Below are 17207 nucleotides of genomic sequence, written 5' to 3'. Positions count from 1 at the left end.
TCATACGATGGAACCCGTCATCCATAAACCACAAAGGAGTGCCGAGATTTCCATGGCACCGACGCAGGAACTGGTGACGGCCGCCCTCGCCACCGTCATCGACCCGGAGATCCGCCGCCCGATCACCGATCTGGGCATGGTCAAGAGCGTAGACATCGCCCCCGACGGCGCCGTCCGCGTCGGCGTCTACCTCACCGTCGCCGGCTGTCCGATGAAGGACACCATCCGCCGCGACGTCGTCAACGCCGTGTCCAAGGTCGAAGGCGTCGCGGGCGTGGAGCTCGAACTCGACGTGATGAGCACCGAGCAGCGCAAGGAGCTCCAGACCAAGCTGCGCGGCAACAAGGGGCCCGAGAAGGAGATCCCCTTCAACCAGCCCGGTTCGCTGACCCGCGTGTTCGCGGTCGCCTCCGGCAAGGGCGGCGTGGGCAAGTCCTCCGTCACCGTCAACCTCGCGGCCTCCATGGCCGCCAACGGCCTCAAGGTCGGCATCGTCGACGCTGACATCTACGGCCACAGCATCCCCCGCATGCTCGGCGCCGCCGAACGGCCCACCAAGGTCGAAGACATGATCATGCCGCCGGTGGCGCATGACATCAAGGTCATCTCGGTCGGGATGTTCAAGCCCGAGGGCAACACGCCGGTGGTCTGGCGCGGCCCGATGCTCGACCGCGCCCTCCACCAGTTCCTCGCCGACGTGTACTGGGGCGACCTCGACGTCCTGCTCCTGGACCTCCCGCCCGGCACCGGCGACATCGCCATCTCGGTTGCGCAGCGCCTGCCCGGGGCCGAGATCCTGGTCGTGACCACCCCGCAGCAGGCGGCCGCCGAGGTGGCCGAGCGGGCGGGCTCGATCGCCGCCTCCACCCACCAGCAGATCGCCGGCGTGATCGAGAACATGTCCTGGCTACCCTGCCCCCACTGCGACGAGCGCATCCCGGTCTTCGGCGAGGGCGGCGGCCAGAACGTGGCCGACGCGCTGACCCGCACGCTGGGCGCCCGCGTGCCGCTGCTGGGCCAGGTGCCGCTGGACATGCGCCTGCGCGAGGGCGGCGACGAGGGCAAGCCGCTCGTCATCACCGACCCCGACTCCCCGGCCGCCACGGAGCTCCGCTCGATCGCCGACGCCCTGAGCAAGCGCGCGAACAGCCTCAAGGGCATGCAACTCGGCATCTCGCCCACCGCCCGCTGACGCCGTTCTCCAGCTCTCCGCCGCGTCTGCCGCGTCGGCCCTCCGCCGACGCGGCGCGCGCCGTTTAGAGGCGCTGTGGGCGCTTTCTGGGGTTCTCTTTCAACCGCCCCCATCCGTTACGGCAAGCCGCCCCCACGCCACCCGCCGACACGGGCGGGCGCCGATCGTGGGGATCGCTTCTCACGTCGCACAAATGACCCACCGCAACGGCCACACTTGACCAGGACCCGCCCAGGGCTTTTGGGCAGGGCGGTAAGGGGTCGACACGCACGCCAGACAGGACGGGCGGCAGGTGGGTCGGGGTTAGGTGGCTTCGGAATCGTAGGGCGGGAGTTCGCCGTAGCCGAGCTCTTCCAGGGGCTCCGGCGCGTACGGAGCGGCGGCGACCGGCTCAAGCTCCTGCTGAGGCCGGTCGTTCCAGGAATCCTCGATGTCGTCCAACAGGTGCTTACGGACGAAGTTCTTGGGATTGAGGTCGGCCGGATCGAAATTGGAGAACTCCGGGCCCAGCCCGGTCCGCAGGTCGTCGCGGGCGTTGGTGGCCATGCGGCGGAGGTTGCGCAGGGTCTGACCCGCCTGCGAAGCCACCTGGGGCAGCTTGTCGGGCCCGAACACCAGCAACCCGATGACGACGAGCGCCCCGATCTCCGCCCACCCGAGTCCGAACACCTGAACTCCTACCGCAGTCCAACTGGCTCCGGGGACAACCCCGGCCACTCCCAGACTAAGGGTTCGCAAGGCCACTTAGAACGCCCACCCACCTGCCAAGACGATTCCCAAGATCAACCCCCAACCAGCCGACACCCCCCAACCCCACCCCAGGACAACAACCCACAACCACCCCAACCACCCGGCAACCGCTCCCAACCCCACCACAAACCCACAACCCCACCCCACCGTGCAGCCGTGTAACCGGGCCGCCGGACCGCGGGGCCGCCGGACCGCGGGGCGCCTTGCCGCCGGGCCGCAGGCCGCGGAGCCGCAGGGCCACCCGGCCGCAGGGCTCCCGGACCGCCGGACCGCAGGGCCACCCGGCCGCAGGGCTCCCGGGCCGCCGGGCTGCCGGACAGCGGGGCTGCCGGGCTGACCAGGACCGGCCGTGTGAGCCGGGCAAGCGTGGTCGTGCGAGCAGGTCAATGCCCGTGTCAGCCGGTTACGTCGGGCCGTTGCGGTGGGTCATTTGTGCGACGTGAGAAGCGATCCCCACGATCGGCGCCCGCCCGCGTCGGCGGGTGGCGGTGGCGCGGCTTGCCGTAACGGAAACCGCGCGAACAAGCACCGCACGAACAAGCACCGCACGAACAAGCACCGCACAGACAAGCACCGCACGGACGAGCACCGCACGGACAAGCACCGCACGAACAAGCACCGAGTCCACGCCTACAGACGATGCGCGAAGCGACGCTTCACGGAGAGGAGAAAGGCTCGCCGGTCACGACGGCGACGGGGAGGGGGTTTCGTCGGCGACCACGGTCAGGGTGGCGGTGCGTTCCTGGCCGGCTCGTTCGTATTTTACGGTGATTTTGGAGCCGGGGGCCTTCGCGCGGATCAGGGCGATCAGTTCGTTGCCGTCCTGGAGGCGCAGGCCGTCCATTTCCAGGATGACGTCGCCGGCCTTCAGACCCGCCTTCTCGGCCGGGCCGCCGGCGTCCACGGGCTGGCGGCCCTGGTCCGGCTCGGAGGCGATGCGAACGCCCTGGCCCCGGTAGTTCTTGTCCAGGACGATGCCGATCCGGGGGCGCTTGGCCTTGCCGGTGGTGATCAGTTCCTGGGCCACCCGGCGGGTCTGGTTGACCGGGATCGCGAAGCCCAGGCCGATGCTGCCGCCCTGGCTGGAGGACGAACGGCTCAGCGTCGCGATCGCCGAGTTGACGCCGATGACCTCGCCCTTGGCGTTGACCAGCGGGCCGCCCGAGTTGCCGGGGTTGATGGCGGCGTCGGTCTGGATGGCGGAGATGTACGCGGGCTCCTCGGCCGCCCGGCCGCTCTCGTCTCCGGCGATGACCGGGCGGTTCAGGGAGCTGACGATGCCGGTGGTGACGGTGCCGCTCAGGCCCAGCGGGGAGCCGATCGCGATGACCGGGTCGCCGACGACGACCTGGTCGGAGTTGCCGAGCGTGATCTCCGGGGTGCCGAACGTCTGTTCCGGCTTCACCACTGCCAGGTCGGAGCCCGGGTCGCGGCCGACGATGCGGCCCGTGGTGGTCTTGCGGTTGGCGAACATGATCTGGATCTCGCCGCCGCTGGCCGCCATGGCGACGACGTGGTTGTTGGTGACCACGTAGCCGTCCTTGATCAGGAAGCCGGAGCCGCTGGCGCCCTCGGCGCCGCCGTTGCCGACCTCCAGGGACACGACGCTGGGCAGGACACGCGAGGCGACGCCCGCCACCGACTCCGGAGGCCGGTTGATCGCGCCGCTGGGCGCGGGGCCGAGCGTGTAGGAGGGGTCGGTGCCGCCGCCCGACCTGGTGAGCAGGTACGTGCCGACGCTGCCGAGACCGGAGGCGATCAGCGCGATGGCCACGGCCACGGCGATCAGCCCGCCGGTGCCCAGGGCGACCTTGCGCTGCGGTACTCCCGCGCCGGGGCCGGGCGGCGGGGCCCAGCCGGAGCCCATGCCCAAGGCGTTCTGGGGTGGCGGAGGCGGCGGGGTCTCGCCACCGTACTGCGGGGAACTGTAGACGGCGGTGTCGCCCTGCCGGGGCGTGCCGCCGCCATAGCCCGCGTAGGAGCCGGAGTAGGGCGGCGGGCCGAACGACGGCTGCGCGGGCGTCCCGAACCGGGGCTCCTGCTCGCCGGTCGGGCCGCCGAACGTGGGCGCGGCCTCACCGTATGAGCCGTACGAACCATACGACCCGTAGGGCGGGTCGGAGGGCGGGTTGCCGAACGTGGGAGGCGGCTGGTCGCCGGGCCCGCCGTACGACGGTGGCGGGTTGGCGGAGCGGCCCGACGGGTCTCCCCAGGCGCCTTGCTCCTCGCCCGCGGGCAGAAACTCCGGCCGCTCCTGCGACTCGGGGGAGTCCGACGGCATGCGTCCTTCGGTGGGGCGCGTCTCGTCGGTCATCTAAGTCTCACCACTCCTCGCTCGGACACCGCAATCCTGGCGTGAACGGCATACGTGGGTCATAAGCCCCTGTAAGGCCCGAACCCCGATCGTATGCCCCTCTCACCGACGACTACGCCATCCTTCGAGTATCCCAGGCCAATGGCCCAGGACATCACGGGGTGTTGCCCGGCGCCTGCTGAACCTGGAAGAGCTCGACCGGCGGCGGGCTGCCCACCTCGGCGGTGCTGTTGACGGCGAAGAAGGTGCCGAGCGCGACCGCGGCGGACATGACGCCCACGGCCACGTAGGCGCCGCGGCGCCTACTCCCCCGTCCAGGGCCGGAAGTACCACCGAAGGCGTCCCTTCGCGGCCGGTTGTCCAAAGGGGAGATGCTGTGCGGTCCCGGGAGCGGCACCCCTCCAAACGTGGGAGGGAAAGGGCGTTCGCGCGGCGGCAGCGGCCCACCCGGTTCGGACATCCGCAGCAGTGACATGGTCAGGTCGGCGGGCATGGCCGGGCCGTCGAGCGAGCGCAGGCGCGACTTCAGCGCCCGCATCGACTCGACCTCCCTTCTGCATTCGGCGCAGAAGGTGAGATGGGCCAGCGCCCGTTCGCGCTCGACGTGGCTCAGTTCGCCGTCGACGAGCGCGGAAACACTCTCTCCAAGATGAGACATTCCTAGCCTTCCTCCCCACGGATCACGGTCGGGGGGAGTTCAGCGCCTCGGGGCGCCCGATGTTCGAGCGACTCCCTCAGCTGTGCCCGGCCACGATGAATACGGCTCCGGACCGTACCCAGCTTCACGCCGAGCGTGGCCGCGATCTCCTCGTACGACAGGCCTTCGATGTCACAGAGCACCACCGCGGCACGGAACTCGGGGGCGAGCGCGTCAAGCGCCGCCTGAACGTCGGCCTCGAAGTGCGCGTCGTCCCACGCCTGCGCCGGAGACGGTTCACGACCGCGCAGCCGTTCCGCCGCGTCGTCCGCCAATCCCTCGAATCGGATGCGCTGCTTGCGCCGCGCCATGTCAAGGAACAGGTTCGTCGTGATCCGGTGCAGCCAGCCCTCGAACGTGCCGGGGGTGTAGCTGGACAATGACCTGAATACCCGGACGAAGACCTCCTGTGTGAGGTCTTCGGCGTCATGGACATTGCCGGTCAGCCGGTACGCCAGCCGATACACGCGCGCGGAGTGCGTCCGCACGACCTCCTCCCAGGTGGGAGGAGTCCACTCAGACACCTGGTGGTCGCTTCCGTCCACCAAGGCTCCTCTCTTTGGGACCACCGCTACAGCCATAGTGCCTGGTTTCGTCCCTTCATGCGCACTGCCTGCCTTCCGGACCGGCAAAGCCCGTTTAAACCTGCAACGCGTTAGGACCGACTTGAGTTCCCGTCCGGGCGTGTCTCCCCTAGGCTGCGATCGGTGACCAATCGCACGAAAGTGGGGGGAGGGGGCCGATGACCAGCCCGGTAGAGGCCACTCTGGCCTATGCGGAGCAGTTCCATCTGGAAGATGAGGTGCTTCTCGCGGCGCGGCAGCGCGGCCAGGAGATGGGTGCGGTGCCCATCCTTCCCGGAGGCGGGGCGGCGCTCTGCTTCCTCGCCACGGCGCTCAACGCCAAGTCGGTGGTCGAGATCGGCACCGGCTGCGGTGTGTCGGGGCTGTGGCTGCTGCGCGGCATGCGTCCCGACGGCACGCTGACCAGCGTGGACGTCGAGCCTGAGCACCAGCGGCTGGCCCGTCAGGCCTTCGCCGACGCCGGGTTCTCCGGCGGGCGGGTGCGGCTGATCGTCGGCCGTGGACTCGACGTGCTGCCCCGGCTGTCGGACGGCGGGTACGACATGGTCTTCGCCGACGGCGCCAAGCAGGAGTACTCCGACTATCTGGCCGAGGCCGTCAGGCTGCTGCGCGTGGGCGGGATCGTCGCGTTCGACAACGTCCTGTGGCACAACCGGGTGGCCGACCCGGCGCAGCGCGACCCGGACACGGTCGCCCTGCGCGAGCTGGGCAAGCTCGTGCAGGGTGACGATCGGCTACGGCCGCTGATGATGCCGCTGGGCGACGGGCTGCTGGCCGCTGTGAAGCTGAGCGACTGAAGGCGGTCAGGCCGGGCGGCCGAGCCACTCCACGAGAAGGCGGACGCCGAAGCCCGTGGCGCCCTTGGTCAGCACGCCCTCGTCCACCGTGCTGCGCCCCACCCCGGCCACGTCCAGGTGGGCCCAGGGCCGCTTGCCCGCGAACTCCCGCAGGAACAGCGCGGCCGTGATCGATCCGGCGCCGAAGCGGGAACCCACCTCGACATTGGCCAGGTCCGCGATCGACGACTCCAACGCGGGCGCGTAGTCATCGATCAGCGGCATCCGCCACAGCCGGTCGTCACTGGCCTGACCGGCGCCGAGCAGCTCTCCGGCGAGTTCTTCCGAGGTGGCGTAGACGGCGCCCACGTTGCGGCCGAGGGCGACGCTGATCGCGCCGGTGAGGGTCGCGATGTCCACGAGGGCGTCGGGGGCGAGCGTGTCGTCGGCGTAGGCGAGGGCGTCGGCCAGGACCAGGCGGCCTTCCGCGTCGGTGTTGAGCACCTCGACCGTGCGGCCGCCGTAATGGGTGATGACGTCGCTGGGCCGCTGCGCACTGCCGGACGGCATGTTCTCCGCCGCCGCCACCAGTCCGGTGACCCGAACCTTCGCGCCCAGCTTGGCCAGCGCGGACACGGCCGCGATGACGACGGCGCCGCCGGCCATGTCGGTCTTCTGGACCTTCATGTTGTCGGACGGCTTCAGCGACAGCCCGCCCGAGTCGAAGGTGATGCCCTTGCCCACGAGCACCACGTGCCTGGTGGCGCCCGGCGGGTCGTAGGAGAGCTGGATGAGCCGCGGCGGGTTCGCCGAGCCCTGGCCGACCGCGAGGATGCCACCGAAGCCGCCGGCCCGCAGCTCCTCCTCGTCCCACACGCGCACGGGGACGCCCTGCTCGCCGGCGCGCTCGGCCAGCCAGGCCGGGCTCTTCACCGACGAGGGCGTGTTGGCCAGGTCGCGGGCGAGCGCGACGGCCTGGGCGACGATCTCGCCGCGCCGTACCGCCTGCTCGTCGGCGCCGGCGAACACGAGCGCGGAGACGGGCTTCTTGCCCGGCGAGGAGGTGACCTTGAAGCTGTAGGCGGCCAGCAGCGCGGCCTCGGCGAACGCCGCGCCGTCGCCGTCGGGAACGACGACGGTGAGCGTGTCGCGGCCCTTCGCGCGGCGCGTCAGGGCGGCGGCGGCCTTGCGCAGCGCCTTCGGCGAGCCGTCCCCGACTCCGTAGAGCAGGACGCGCCCGACCTCCTCACCCCGCGCCACGGGCACTTCGACGATCTCGCCGGCCTCGCCCTTGGCCTCGTAGTGGGCCAGCAGCGCCGCCGGGGGCAGGAGCAGGTCGAGGGAGAGCGCCGGTTCCAGGTCGGAGGAGTACGGCACCGCCAGCAGCTCGGCCTCGGCGGGGATCTCGGAAACCACCGACGTCGTGGTCTCAATGGGCACGGGTCATCTCTCCAAACACGTCAATGGCCCTGGCGCGGAGGCACGCCAGGGCCGTCGATCGAAGCTGTCTCGGGAAGCGCTCAGCCGACGACGTTCTTCAACGCCTCGCCGAGCGCCTGCGCCTCGTCGGCGGAAATCTCCACGACGAGCCGGCCGCCACCCTCCAAGGGGACGCGCATGACAATGCCGCGCCCTTCCTTGGTGACCTCCAGCGGACCATCGCCGGTCCGCGGCTTCATCGCCGCCATGCGTGTATCCCTTCCTGCCTTGGGCTCCCGCGGCCCGCGACCGCCGGCCCTCCAGGAGGGTGGCCGGCGCATTCACGTCTTCTGTGATGTCCTATTCTCCCGCATCGAGAGCCCTCATGGGTAACGATCTCCTCCCAGAATGCGTTGTCCAGGGGTGCGAAGACGTCCAAACTGGACTTCGTGCACGCACGCGCCGGCCTGTTCGACCTCTACGGAGACCACCTGCGATCACGCGGTGGCCAGGCCTCCGTTGCCGCCCTGGTGCGGCTGATGAAACCCCTGGAAATCGCCGCTCCCGCCGTACGCACGGCCGTTTCGCGCATGGTCAGACAGGGCTGGCTGTCGCCGGTCCGGCTGCCGCACGGACCCGGATACGGCCTGACTCCGAAGTGCGTCAGGCGTCTGGACGAGGCAGCACTGAGAATTTACCGACCGGGGACGCTCGGCTGGCGTGGACGCTGGCACGTGATCGTCTTCGGGCCGGTGCGGGAACGCCCCAGGCGGGAACGGCTGCGCGCCGATCTCACCTTCCTCGGCTACGCGGCGTTGTCCGAGACGACCTGGATCGGTCCACGGTCCTCGATCGAGCTGGACAACCTGCTCGACGGCGAGGGCGTGGTGGCCGACCGTTTCGACGCCGCGCTGGACGGCGACCCGTGCGAGCTCGTGGCCCGCGCCTGGGACCTGGACGGCATCGCCGCGGCGTACGAGCGCTGGCTGGCCGAGGCCGGGTCGCTGGTGGACTCGCTGCCCGCGCACGCGCCCGACGACCGGGTCTTCGCCACCAGGAGCGTGCTGGTCCACGGCTGGCGTAACTTCCTGTTCCGCGATCCCGGCCTGCCCGCGGAACTGCTGCCGCCGGGGTGGCCGGGCGAGAAGGCGCGGGCATATTTCGAGCAGGAGGCCGCGCGCCTGCTGCCCAGAGCCGCCGCATTCGTCGACCACAACCTGGAGACCCTGTGATCCGCTACGACGTGTCCGAGAGCGTGTCCACCATCACACTCGACCGCCCCGACGCCATGAACTCGCTGACGGCCGAGCTGAAGACGGCCCTGCTCGCCGCGTTGCGCCGGGCGGCCGATGACCCGATGGTGCGCGCGGTGCTGCTGACCGGCTCCGGCCGGGCGTTCTGCGCCGGACAGGACCTGCGCGAGCACTCGGACAACATGGAGGCGGGCCGCGGCCTGGCGGGCACGGTGCGTGAGCACTACAACCCGATCGTCGAGCTGATCACCACGATGCCCAAGCCGGTGGTGGCGGCGGTCAACGGCGTGGCCGCGGGGGCGGGCGCCTCGCTGGCCTTCGCCTGCGACCTGCGGGTGGCCTCGGAGAAGGCGAAGTTCGCCATGGCCTTCAGCGGAATCGGCCTGGCCCCCGACTCGGGCGCCTCCTGGACGCTGCAGCGCCTCGTCGGACCCGGCCGCGCGGCCGAGCTCCTGCTGCTGGGCGAGCCGCTTGACGCCCGGCGGGCGCTGGAGCTGGGCGTGGTGACGAGGGTGGTCGTGCCGGAGGAGGTGCTGAAGACCGCCCAGGAGCTGGCGGTACGGCTGGCGCACGGCCCCACCAAGGCGTACGCGGCCACCAAGCGGGCGCTCGCCTACGCCGCCACCCACACCCTGACCGAGTCCCTGGAACTGGAGGCGGTTCTCCAGGACGAGTGCGCCGTCACGGACGACCACTTCGACGCCACCCGGTCCTTCCTGGTCAAGGAGCGCCCCACCTTCTACGGTCGCTGACCCATCGACTTTGGTCGGTCCCCCATAGCCCGAGGACCGATCCGCGTCGGCCACCGCCGTCCCTAGCGTCGTGGGCATGTCCCTCAAAGGCCTGCCACCGGCGCTGGGGTTGCTGCTCCTGGCCCCGGCCTGCGCCGAGTACCTCAGCGGCTACGACACCTCCACGGGCAATGTCACCGAGCTGCTCGGCGGCCTGATCGTCTTCGTCCCCCTGTACGGCGCCGCCGCCCTCCTCATCCGCGAGGGCGCCCGCAGGGCCGGCCGGGGCTGGCCCGCGATGTTCCTGCTGGCGGCGGCCTTCGGCGTGCTCCAGCCCGGCCTGATCGACCAGGCGATGTTCAACCCGTCCTACCGCGACATCTCGTTCCTGGCGCCGATGCTGGAGCCCACCTACATCCCGCAGCTCGGCATCGGGGCGTACCTGTCGCTGCACTGGGTGGCCGGGCACGTGGTCTTCAGCATCTGCGCGCCGATCGCGATCGTGGAGTCGTTCATGCGGCCGGAGCGCAGGACCACGCCGTGGCTGGGGTGGCCGGGGACGGTCGTCACGGCGGTGGCGTTCGCGGGCGCCGCGTGGTTCGTGGTCCGGTGGCATCTGGAGACCGAGAACTTCGTCCCGTCCACAGGGCAGCTGGCCGGGGCGGGCGCGGTGGTCCTGGCGCTGGTCGCGGTGGCGTTCGCGGTCAGGACGCGGCCGGGGCCCGCGGATTCGCGGCCCGCGCCCGGTCCGTGGGTGGTCGGCGGGGTGACGTTCGTCCTCATGTCGGTCTCCCAGGTCCTGGAGTGGACGACCTCCCTGGTCGACTGGACGGGGTTCGCCGTCTACGCGGGGCGGCTCGCGGTGCTGGCCGTGCTCCTGGTGCTGTGGTCGAGGCGGACGGGCTGGGGGCAGATACACCGGCTCGCCGCGGCGGGCGCCGCGCTGCTGGCCCAGGCCGCGGGCGCGTTCGTCACCCAGCCGATCGGGGACGTCTCCACAGCCGCCAAACTGGGCCACAACACGGCCTTCGCCCTGGGCGTGGTCGTGCTGATCATCGTTGCTGGTAAGAAAGCCGCCGGAAAGAAAGCCGAACTTCGCTGATGCCTGCTTCTGACCAGACCGTCGTGACGATTCCCGCCCTGCACCGCGTGCTGGTCTGGGCGGGCGGGCCGCTGCTGGGGGCGGGGGTGCTGTGGCTGGTGAAGGCGCTCATCGGGTGGGCGGCGACCTGGCCGTGGGTGCCGTTCGAGAAGCCGGTCAAGCTGCTGGCGGGGCTGGCGGAGCCGTACGCGACGATGGGGGCGCTCGGGCTGGGGGCCGTGGCCGGGCTGGTGCTGGCGTTCCTGGTCATCGCCGACCACCTGGGGATCGCGGTGGACGACACGCGGGCCGTCTTCACGCACGGCGAGCGGCGATGGGAGGCGCTCAGGGCCGACGCGTCGGCCGTCTTCCTGGACGGCGAGCGCGTCGTCGTCCAGGGGCACCGGACCGAGGAACTGGTCAGGACCCGCGGTGACCTGCCCCGGCGGGCCGACATCGAGCGGGCCTTCCTGGCCCGCGGCTATCCGTGGGTCGCCGGCGATCCGGCCGGGGCGGAGTTCCGGCTGTGGGCCGACGGGCACCCCGGCCTGGACGCCGCCGCCCACGCCTTCTTCAGGGCCAGGCAGGTGGCCCTGGAGAAGGACCAGAAGGACGACGCCGACGAGCTGCGGGCCGAGCTGGCCCGGCTGGACCTGGTGGTGCGCGAGGACGGCAAGAAGCAGTACTGGCGCCGCCTGCCTAGCGAACCCTGACCTCGGCCAGGCCGATCCCGCCGGTGTCCGCGCGCTGGAGGCGGACGTAGCGGGCCTCACCCGTGACCGGCACGAACGTGGGCCGCAGCGCCCTGCCCGGCACGTGGACGCGCCGGGCGTCGGACAGGTCGGCGCGCGTGGCCAGGACGACGTCGAAGCCGGAGGTGGTCATAGCGGCGTCGTTCCAGATCTCCACCTCGGTCAGCGGCAGGGCGGCGCCGAGGTCGACCTGCCACCAGGCGCCGGGTTCGCTCGCCGTCCTGCTGTCGGTGGCAGTGGAGCCGTCCACGGCGTTGGCCGCCGGAGCCTCGGTCGTCGACTGGGTGGCGGGCCTTCCCCGGGCCAGGTCGGGGGCCAGTTGCTCGACCTCGCCTGGGGTGGCTCCGGCTCGCCCGGCCACGTCCAGGGCGTCGGGCGGGAGCCGTTCCAGAGCGGTGTGGTTGTGCTCGGCGCGCGAGCCGCGGCCGGACAGGGGCGGGGCGTCGGTGTCGGTCCAGTTGCCGGTGGCGAGATTGCCGATGCCGTACTCGGCCCAGTTGGAGATCCACTTGTAGCCGACGCGGGTGATCACGTTGCCTTCGACGCGGATGTGGGAGCTCTGCTCGTCCAGGTAGACGCCGTTGCCGTCGCGTTCGGTGTTGCCGTAGGCGGAGCGGTTGACGTAGTTGCCGCTGATCACCGTGCCGGGCTGCGGGCCCTGGGTGTAGATGGCGCCGCCGTCGTGCTGTCCGTGCTCGACGAGCATCACGTCGGTGATCCGGTTGTTGGTCAGCTTGTTGTCGCGCATGTCGGGGTTCTGCGCCTCGGGCTGGTTCCAGCCCCAACCGACCGAGATTCCCGAGTACGGCAGCCGCTCCAGCGTGTTGTGATCCACGACCAGCGAGCTCTCGTACCCGGCCCAGATCCCCACCGCGTCGGTGAACTCGATCCCCACCTGGATGATGAGGTTGCGGGCCACGGTGTTGCGTTCGCCGCGCAGCCCGGCGGGCGGGTTCGGCTCGGTGTCGCCGACGTAGACCGCGCCGGAGGACAGGTCGGCGAAGGTGGAGCCGGTGATCGAGGAGTCCTTCGTGCCCGCCTCGAAGATCACGCCGGCGCCGCCGAGCCGCGTGAACACGCAGTCCTCGACCGCGATCTCCCGCCCGCCGCGGACCACGAGCGCCGCCGCCGGCTTGGTGTAGTGGCGGCCCGCCTGGCCGGCCGGGCCGGTGGCGCCGGTCAGCGTGAGCCCCGCCTGCGTGCCCGCGTAGCCCTCTTCGGTGTCCGGCTGCCGGTAGGCGGCGTGCTCGAAGGCCAGCCCGCGCACCCGTACCCGCGCCGCGCCCTCGATCCGCAGCAGCGTCTCGGTCGCGGGCGCGACGACGTCCTCGGGGCTCTCCCCCGCGCGCGGCAGATAGGTGACGGTACGGCTGCCGCGGTCATAGACGAACTCGCCCGGCCGGTCGAGCAGCTCGACGGCGTTCTCGAAGTGGACCATCTTGGCGTGGCGGTCGGCGTCCACGGTCGTGAAGTCCCAGGCGGGGCCGGTGCGGCCGGTGCCGGACGCCGAGTTGGCCCAGCACGGCCGGGCGAAGACGACGCGGTCGCCCTCGACCCTGTCGACGCGGCAGTGGTAGTTGCGCCAGCGCACCCGGATGACCGCCGAGGCGTTGCCCGGATCGGACCAGGCGGCCACGACGCCGGCCGGCGCCCCGGTCATGCCGTCCCTGGTAACCTCGCCGGCCGCCGCGAGGCGGGGGTCGCTCCTGGCCCGCACCGCCCGGACGCCGCCCACGAACAGCTGCCTGGGCGACACGCCCTCCGGCGCCTCGGTGACCCAGCGGCCCGCCTCCTCACGCCAGCCGGTCAGGTGTACTCCGCCGGACAGCACCGGTTTCTCGCCGGGCTCGGCGGTCCAGGTGATCGTGCGGCCCTCGGGGGCGCTGTCGCGCTCGTCCAGGGTCAGGGGGCCGGCCAGCCGGTGGAGGCCGCCGGACAGGCGGATCTCGATGTCGTGGCCGATGCCGGCCGCCACGGCCTGCCGTACCTTGTCGCGGGCGGTTTCCAGGGAGTGGCCGGGGGCGACCCGGTAGACCTTCACCGGGGACCGCCCGACTGTTGGAGCGCCTGCTCGAACTCGGCGCGGATCTTGTCGCCGCCTTGCGCCCGCCAGTCCTTGACCAGTTGGTCCAGCTCGCTCAGTTTGGCCCGGCCGGCGACGATCGAGGTGACCTTGTCGTTGCGCATGGTGTAGAGCGACTCGAACTTGTTCTCGGCGGTCGGGGAGAACATGCCGGTGGTCGGGTCGTAGACCGCCTGGGGGATCATCTTCGACAGCGCCGCGTGCACGTGCTCGACGCCCTCGCGCGAGGTGGGGTCGTAGACGGCCTGGGTGGGCGCGGCGATGTACTTCCACGGGACGGTGATGTCCTTGGCGCCCTGATCGGTCAGGATCGGGTTGCCCTGGTCGTCGCGGGTGTGGTCGGTGCCCGCCAGGCCGTACTGGATGAGCGTGAACTCCTCGCTGCCGAACGGCGCGGCGAAGAAGTCGGCCACGCGCAGCAGTTCCTTGACCCTGGCCTCGCCGGCCTTCTTCAGCAGGTTGGTGGAGAAGGCGATGTTGTTGGCGAACGTCACGGCCTTGGCGCCGATGGGCAGCAGCGGGCGCGGGTCGGCCTTGGGGTCGATCTTCTTCTGGGTCTGCAGGTAGTTGCCGGGGCCCAGGTAGGCGGGCAGGCCGTCGTAGGTGATGGCGGCGCGGCCGGAGTTGAACTCGTTCTTGCGCTTGAGCGTGTCGAAGCCCTCCGAGCCCGGGTAGATGACGCCGGCCTCGCGCAGCTTGATCACGTACTCCAGGGCCGCCCGGTACTCCTCGGTCTCGATGGCGTGGGTGAGCTTGCCGCTCGCCTTGTCCAGGCGCCACTCCAGCGGCACGCCGAACAGCTGGGTGAAGATCGACAGGCCGAAGACGCCGCCGGTGGCGGTGACGATCGCCCAGCGCCGTTCCTGCGGCCTGGTCAGCTCCTTGAGCAGTTCGGCGAAGCGGTCGAGATCGGTGATCTGGGCCAGGTCGGTGACGCCGGCCTGGGCGAACATCTCGTGCCGGTAGAAGCCGAGGCCGCCGACGAGGTTGCGCGGCACGGGCACGCCGTAGAGCTTGCCGCCGATGATGCCCTGCTTCCAGAAGACCTCGGGCAGCGCGGCCAGGTTCGGGTACTCCTTGACCTTGTCCCCCGACAGGAACGGGGTCAGGTCGGCGCACTGGCTGGCGGCGAAGGCGGGCAGGTTGTTGACGCCCTGGGTGGAGATGTAGGGGAAGATGTCGGGCAGGTTGCCGCCCGCGACCAGCGTGGAGAACTTCGTCGGCCAGTCGTCGGTGGGCACGATCATGACGTCGGCCGTGCCGCCGAGCCGCTTCTCCATCTCCCGCCAGGCCGCGTTCTGCTCGCGGCCGGGCGGCGGCGGCAGGAACGTCTTCATCGCGATCTTCACCTGGCCGCCGGACATGGGCGGCTTCTGGACCGCCTTGAACAGCTCCTTCGGGTAGGTGAAGTACGCGTCGGGCACGCCCGCCGCGGTCCCGGGCAGGTCGGGCTTGGGGATCGAGGACAGCGGCGTGTAGGTCGGCAGTTTGACCGTGAGTCCCTGGGCCTTCGTCGCGGGCGCCTGCGCGCCGCCGCCGCAGGCGCTCGCCAGCGACGTGACGGCCACGCCCGCGGCGAGGCCGAGGAAGCCGCGCCTGGAGAGGTTCATGTGGATCTTCCTTCGGGTGGGGGGTTCAGCCCTTGATGGCGCCGGTGAGCACGCCCTTGGTGAAGTAGCGCTGGAGGAAGGGGTAGACGATGAGGATCGGGACGACCGCCACCACGAGCACCGCCATCTGGATGGCCTGGACGGGGGCAGGTGCTTCCGCGCCGCCGCCGAGGCTCTCCAGCGTCCGGCCCTGGAGCACGAACATGCGCAGGATCATCGGCAGCGGCCACTTCTCGGTGTCGTCGAGGTAGAGAAGGGCGTTGAAGAAGGCGTTCCAGTACGCCACCGCGTAGAACAGGGCGATCACCGCGATCACCGCCTTCGACAGCGGCAGCACGATCCGGACGAGGATGCGCAGGTCGCCGGCGCCGTCCATGCGGGCGCTCTCCATCAGCTCGTTCGGCAGGTTCATGAAGAACGAGCGCAGGACGACCAGGTTGAAGGCGCTGACCAGGCTGGGCAGGACGAGCGCGGCGAAGGTGTTGAGCAGGCCGAGCTGCTGGACGGTCAGGAAGCCGGCGATGATGCCCGGGTTGAACAGCATCGTGAACAGCGCCACGACCAGGATGGCCCGCGAACCGGTGACCTCGCGGCGGCTGAGCCCGTAGGCCATGCCGATCGTGGCGGCGAGGCTGGCCAGCGTGCCGATGCCGGTCACGAGCACGCTGACGAGCAGCGCGCGGGTGACGGTGCCGCCCTCGAAGATGGCCCGGTAGGCGTCGAGCTGCGGCGCGGACGGCAGCAGGACGAAGCCGCCGGCCTTGGCGATGTCGGTCTCGGCCGAGAGGCTGGTGCCGATCACGCCGACGAACGGGTAGATCACCAGCAGGCTCACGCCGAGCAGGATCGCGCCCTTGACGGCCAGGCCGGCCTTGCCCGGCCGTTCCATCCAGGCCGGACGTTCACTTGGCCGCACCGCGGTACACCCCCTCGTGGCCCAGCAGGTGCGCCACCTTGTTCGCGCCGAGCACGAGGGCCGCGCCGACGATCGCCTTGATCAGGCCCACCGCCGCGGCGGGGCCCCACTGGCCGTCCCGGATGCCGTTGTAGTAGACGAACGTGTCCAGCACCTCGGCCGACTCGGGCCCGACCGCGTCGCGCTGGAGCAGGATCTGCTCGAAGCCGACCGACAGGATGCTGCCGAGGTTGAGGATGAGCAGCAGCACGATGATCGGCGTGATGCCGGGCAGCGTGACGTGCCAGAGCCGGCGCCATCGGCCCGCGCCGTCCATGGCCGCCGCCTCGTAGAGCTCCTGGTTGATGGAGAGCAGCGCGGCCAGGAAGATGATCGTCCCCCAGCCGGCGTCCTTCCAGAGCACCTGCAGCGCCACGAGCAGCGGGAAGGTGTCCGGGTTCGTCATGACGTCGACCCGGGGCAGGCCCACGCTCTCCAGCAGGTTGGGCAGCGCGCCGGCGCCGCCGAGGATCTGCTGGAAGATCGAGACGATGATCACCCAGCCGATGAAGTGCGGCAGGTAGACCACGCTCTGCACGAACCTGCGGACCTTGTCGCTGATCACGCTGTTGAGCAGCAGAGCCAGGGCGATCGGCGCCGGGAAGAAGAGCACGAGCTGGGTGAGCGTGATCTTCAGGGTGTTGACCACGGAGGTCCAGAACCGGCTGTCGCCGAAGACCAGCTCGAAGTTGGCCAGGCCGATCCACGGGCTGTCGATGAAGCCCACGTACGGCTGGTAGTCCTTGAACGCCACCACGTACCCGATGAGCGGGGCGTAGTGGAAGACCAGGAAGTAGACCAGCCCCGGCAGGGTCAGCAGCAGCATGACCCGGTCACGCCAGATCCGCTTGCGCAGAGGCAGCTTGCGTGGCGCGGCGCCCGCCGTACCGGTTGCGACACGGCGGGGCGTCACGGCGGCACGCGGTTGCGATGAAGTCGTCATGCGTCGTCCCTCCGATTGGCCGTGACCGTAGTAAGCGTTTTCCCCATTCGTCAAGACCCTTGCTAGC

At 70.7% G+C, this 17207-nt stretch carries 16 protein-coding genes; 6 read left to right on the top strand and 10 right to left on the bottom strand.

What is annotated here, in order from left to right:
* Window positions 1-52: 52 nt before the first annotated feature.
* The gene (locus ACFWY5_RS32740; RefSeq protein WP_379610567.1) at window positions 53-1192 is read left to right on the top strand and encodes an Mrp/NBP35 family ATP-binding protein; all 1140 of its coding nucleotides are present in this window, start codon (window positions 53-55) and stop codon (window positions 1190-1192) included.
* 303 nt (window positions 1193-1495) lie between these two features.
* On the opposite strand, the gene ACFWY5_RS32735 is transcribed toward ACFWY5_RS32740, so the two are convergent.
* The 4 genes from ACFWY5_RS32735 to sigE all read right to left on the bottom strand — a co-directional run bounded on the left by ACFWY5_RS32735 (window position 1496) and on the right by sigE (window position 5534).
* A complete protein-coding gene (locus ACFWY5_RS32735; protein WP_379610568.1) occupies window positions 1496-1861 on the bottom strand; it encodes a sec-independent translocase in 366 nt (121 codons plus the stop codon).
* 763 nt (window positions 1862-2624) lie between these two features.
* Window positions 2625-4256, bottom strand: a complete 1632-nt coding sequence (locus ACFWY5_RS32730) for a trypsin-like peptidase domain-containing protein (RefSeq protein WP_379610569.1) — start codon at window positions 4254-4256, stop codon at window positions 2625-2627.
* 154 nt (window positions 4257-4410) lie between these two features.
* Complete coding sequence (locus ACFWY5_RS32725; RefSeq protein ID WP_379610570.1) at window positions 4411-4914, bottom strand: anti-sigma factor family protein; 504 nt, start codon at window positions 4912-4914, stop codon at window positions 4411-4413.
* 2 nt (window positions 4915-4916) lie between these two features.
* Window positions 4917-5534 (bottom strand): RNA polymerase sigma factor SigE, encoded by a 618-nt coding sequence (gene sigE / locus ACFWY5_RS32720; RefSeq protein ID WP_184967914.1) that lies wholly within the window; start codon window positions 5532-5534, stop codon window positions 4917-4919.
* Window positions 5535-5695: 161 nt separating this feature from the next.
* Between sigE and ACFWY5_RS32715 the strand changes: the two genes are divergently transcribed.
* Window positions 5696-6334 (top strand): O-methyltransferase, encoded by a 639-nt coding sequence (locus ACFWY5_RS32715; protein WP_379610571.1) that lies wholly within the window; start codon window positions 5696-5698, stop codon window positions 6332-6334.
* Window positions 6335-6340: 6 nt separating this feature from the next.
* On the opposite strand, the gene ACFWY5_RS32710 is transcribed toward ACFWY5_RS32715, so the two are convergent.
* Together ACFWY5_RS32710 and ACFWY5_RS32705 are read right to left on the bottom strand one after the other, a co-directional pair.
* Window positions 6341-7753: a leucyl aminopeptidase gene (locus ACFWY5_RS32710; RefSeq protein ID WP_379610572.1), complete on the bottom strand. Its 1413-nt coding sequence runs from the start codon at window positions 7751-7753 to the stop codon at window positions 6341-6343.
* Window positions 7754-7833: 80 nt separating this feature from the next.
* Window positions 7834-8001, bottom strand: a complete 168-nt coding sequence (locus ACFWY5_RS32705) for a DUF3117 domain-containing protein (protein WP_181019706.1) — start codon at window positions 7999-8001, stop codon at window positions 7834-7836.
* Between the two features lie 180 nt (window positions 8002-8181).
* On the opposite strand from ACFWY5_RS32705, the gene ACFWY5_RS32700 reads away from it, so the two are divergent.
* The 4 genes from ACFWY5_RS32700 (at window position 8182) to ACFWY5_RS32685 (ending at window position 11510) form a co-directional block, all read left to right on the top strand.
* On the top strand, window positions 8182-8964 hold the full coding sequence (locus ACFWY5_RS32700; RefSeq protein ID WP_379610574.1) for a PaaX family transcriptional regulator C-terminal domain-containing protein: 783 nt from the start codon (window positions 8182-8184) through the stop codon (window positions 8962-8964).
* Window positions 8961-9737 carry an enoyl-CoA hydratase-related protein gene (locus ACFWY5_RS32695; protein WP_379636511.1) on the top strand — a complete coding sequence of 259 codons (777 nt, stop codon included), beginning with the start codon at window positions 8961-8963 and terminating at the stop codon, window positions 9735-9737. The genes ACFWY5_RS32700 and ACFWY5_RS32695 overlap by 4 nt, the downstream gene beginning before the upstream one ends.
* Before the next feature lie 76 nt (window positions 9738-9813).
* Window positions 9814-10818 carry a hypothetical protein gene (locus ACFWY5_RS32690; RefSeq protein ID WP_379636509.1) on the top strand — a complete coding sequence of 335 codons (1005 nt, stop codon included), beginning with the start codon at window positions 9814-9816 and terminating at the stop codon, window positions 10816-10818.
* On the top strand, window positions 10818-11510 hold the full coding sequence (locus tag ACFWY5_RS32685; protein WP_379610577.1) for a hypothetical protein: 693 nt from the start codon (window positions 10818-10820) through the stop codon (window positions 11508-11510). The genes ACFWY5_RS32690 and ACFWY5_RS32685 overlap by 1 nt, the downstream gene beginning before the upstream one ends.
* Here the strand turns inward: ACFWY5_RS32685 and ACFWY5_RS32680 are convergent.
* The 4 genes from ACFWY5_RS32680 to ACFWY5_RS32665 are packed head-to-tail and all read right to left on the bottom strand — an operon-like array spanning window position 11497 to window position 17140.
* The gene (locus ACFWY5_RS32680; protein ID WP_379636507.1) at window positions 11497-13590 is read right to left on the bottom strand and encodes a right-handed parallel beta-helix repeat-containing protein; all 2094 of its coding nucleotides are present in this window, start codon (window positions 13588-13590) and stop codon (window positions 11497-11499) included. The two genes, ACFWY5_RS32685 and ACFWY5_RS32680, sit on opposite strands and share 14 nt — an antisense overlap.
* On the bottom strand, window positions 13587-15242 hold the full coding sequence (locus tag ACFWY5_RS32675) for an extracellular solute-binding protein (RefSeq protein WP_379636505.1): 1656 nt from the start codon (window positions 15240-15242) through the stop codon (window positions 13587-13589). The genes ACFWY5_RS32680 and ACFWY5_RS32675 overlap by 4 nt, the downstream gene beginning before the upstream one ends.
* 25 nt (window positions 15243-15267) lie before the next feature.
* Window positions 15268-16158, bottom strand: coding sequence for a carbohydrate ABC transporter permease (locus ACFWY5_RS32670; protein WP_379610580.1), 891 nt, complete (start codon window positions 16156-16158; stop codon window positions 15268-15270).
* The gene (locus tag ACFWY5_RS32665) at window positions 16145-17140 is read right to left on the bottom strand and encodes an ABC transporter permease (protein ID WP_379610581.1); all 996 of its coding nucleotides are present in this window, start codon (window positions 17138-17140) and stop codon (window positions 16145-16147) included. Before ACFWY5_RS32665 ends, ACFWY5_RS32670 begins: the two co-directional genes overlap by 14 nt.
* Window positions 17141-17207 lie beyond the last annotated feature (67 nt).

The sequence above is a fragment of the Nonomuraea sp. NPDC059007 genome, assembly GCF_042740555.1.
Taxonomy (GTDB): Bacteria; Actinomycetota; Actinomycetes; order Streptosporangiales; family Streptosporangiaceae; genus Nonomuraea.
The sequence above is the reverse complement of the archived record's forward strand: the minus strand, read 5'-3'. Positions and strand labels throughout refer to the sequence as shown.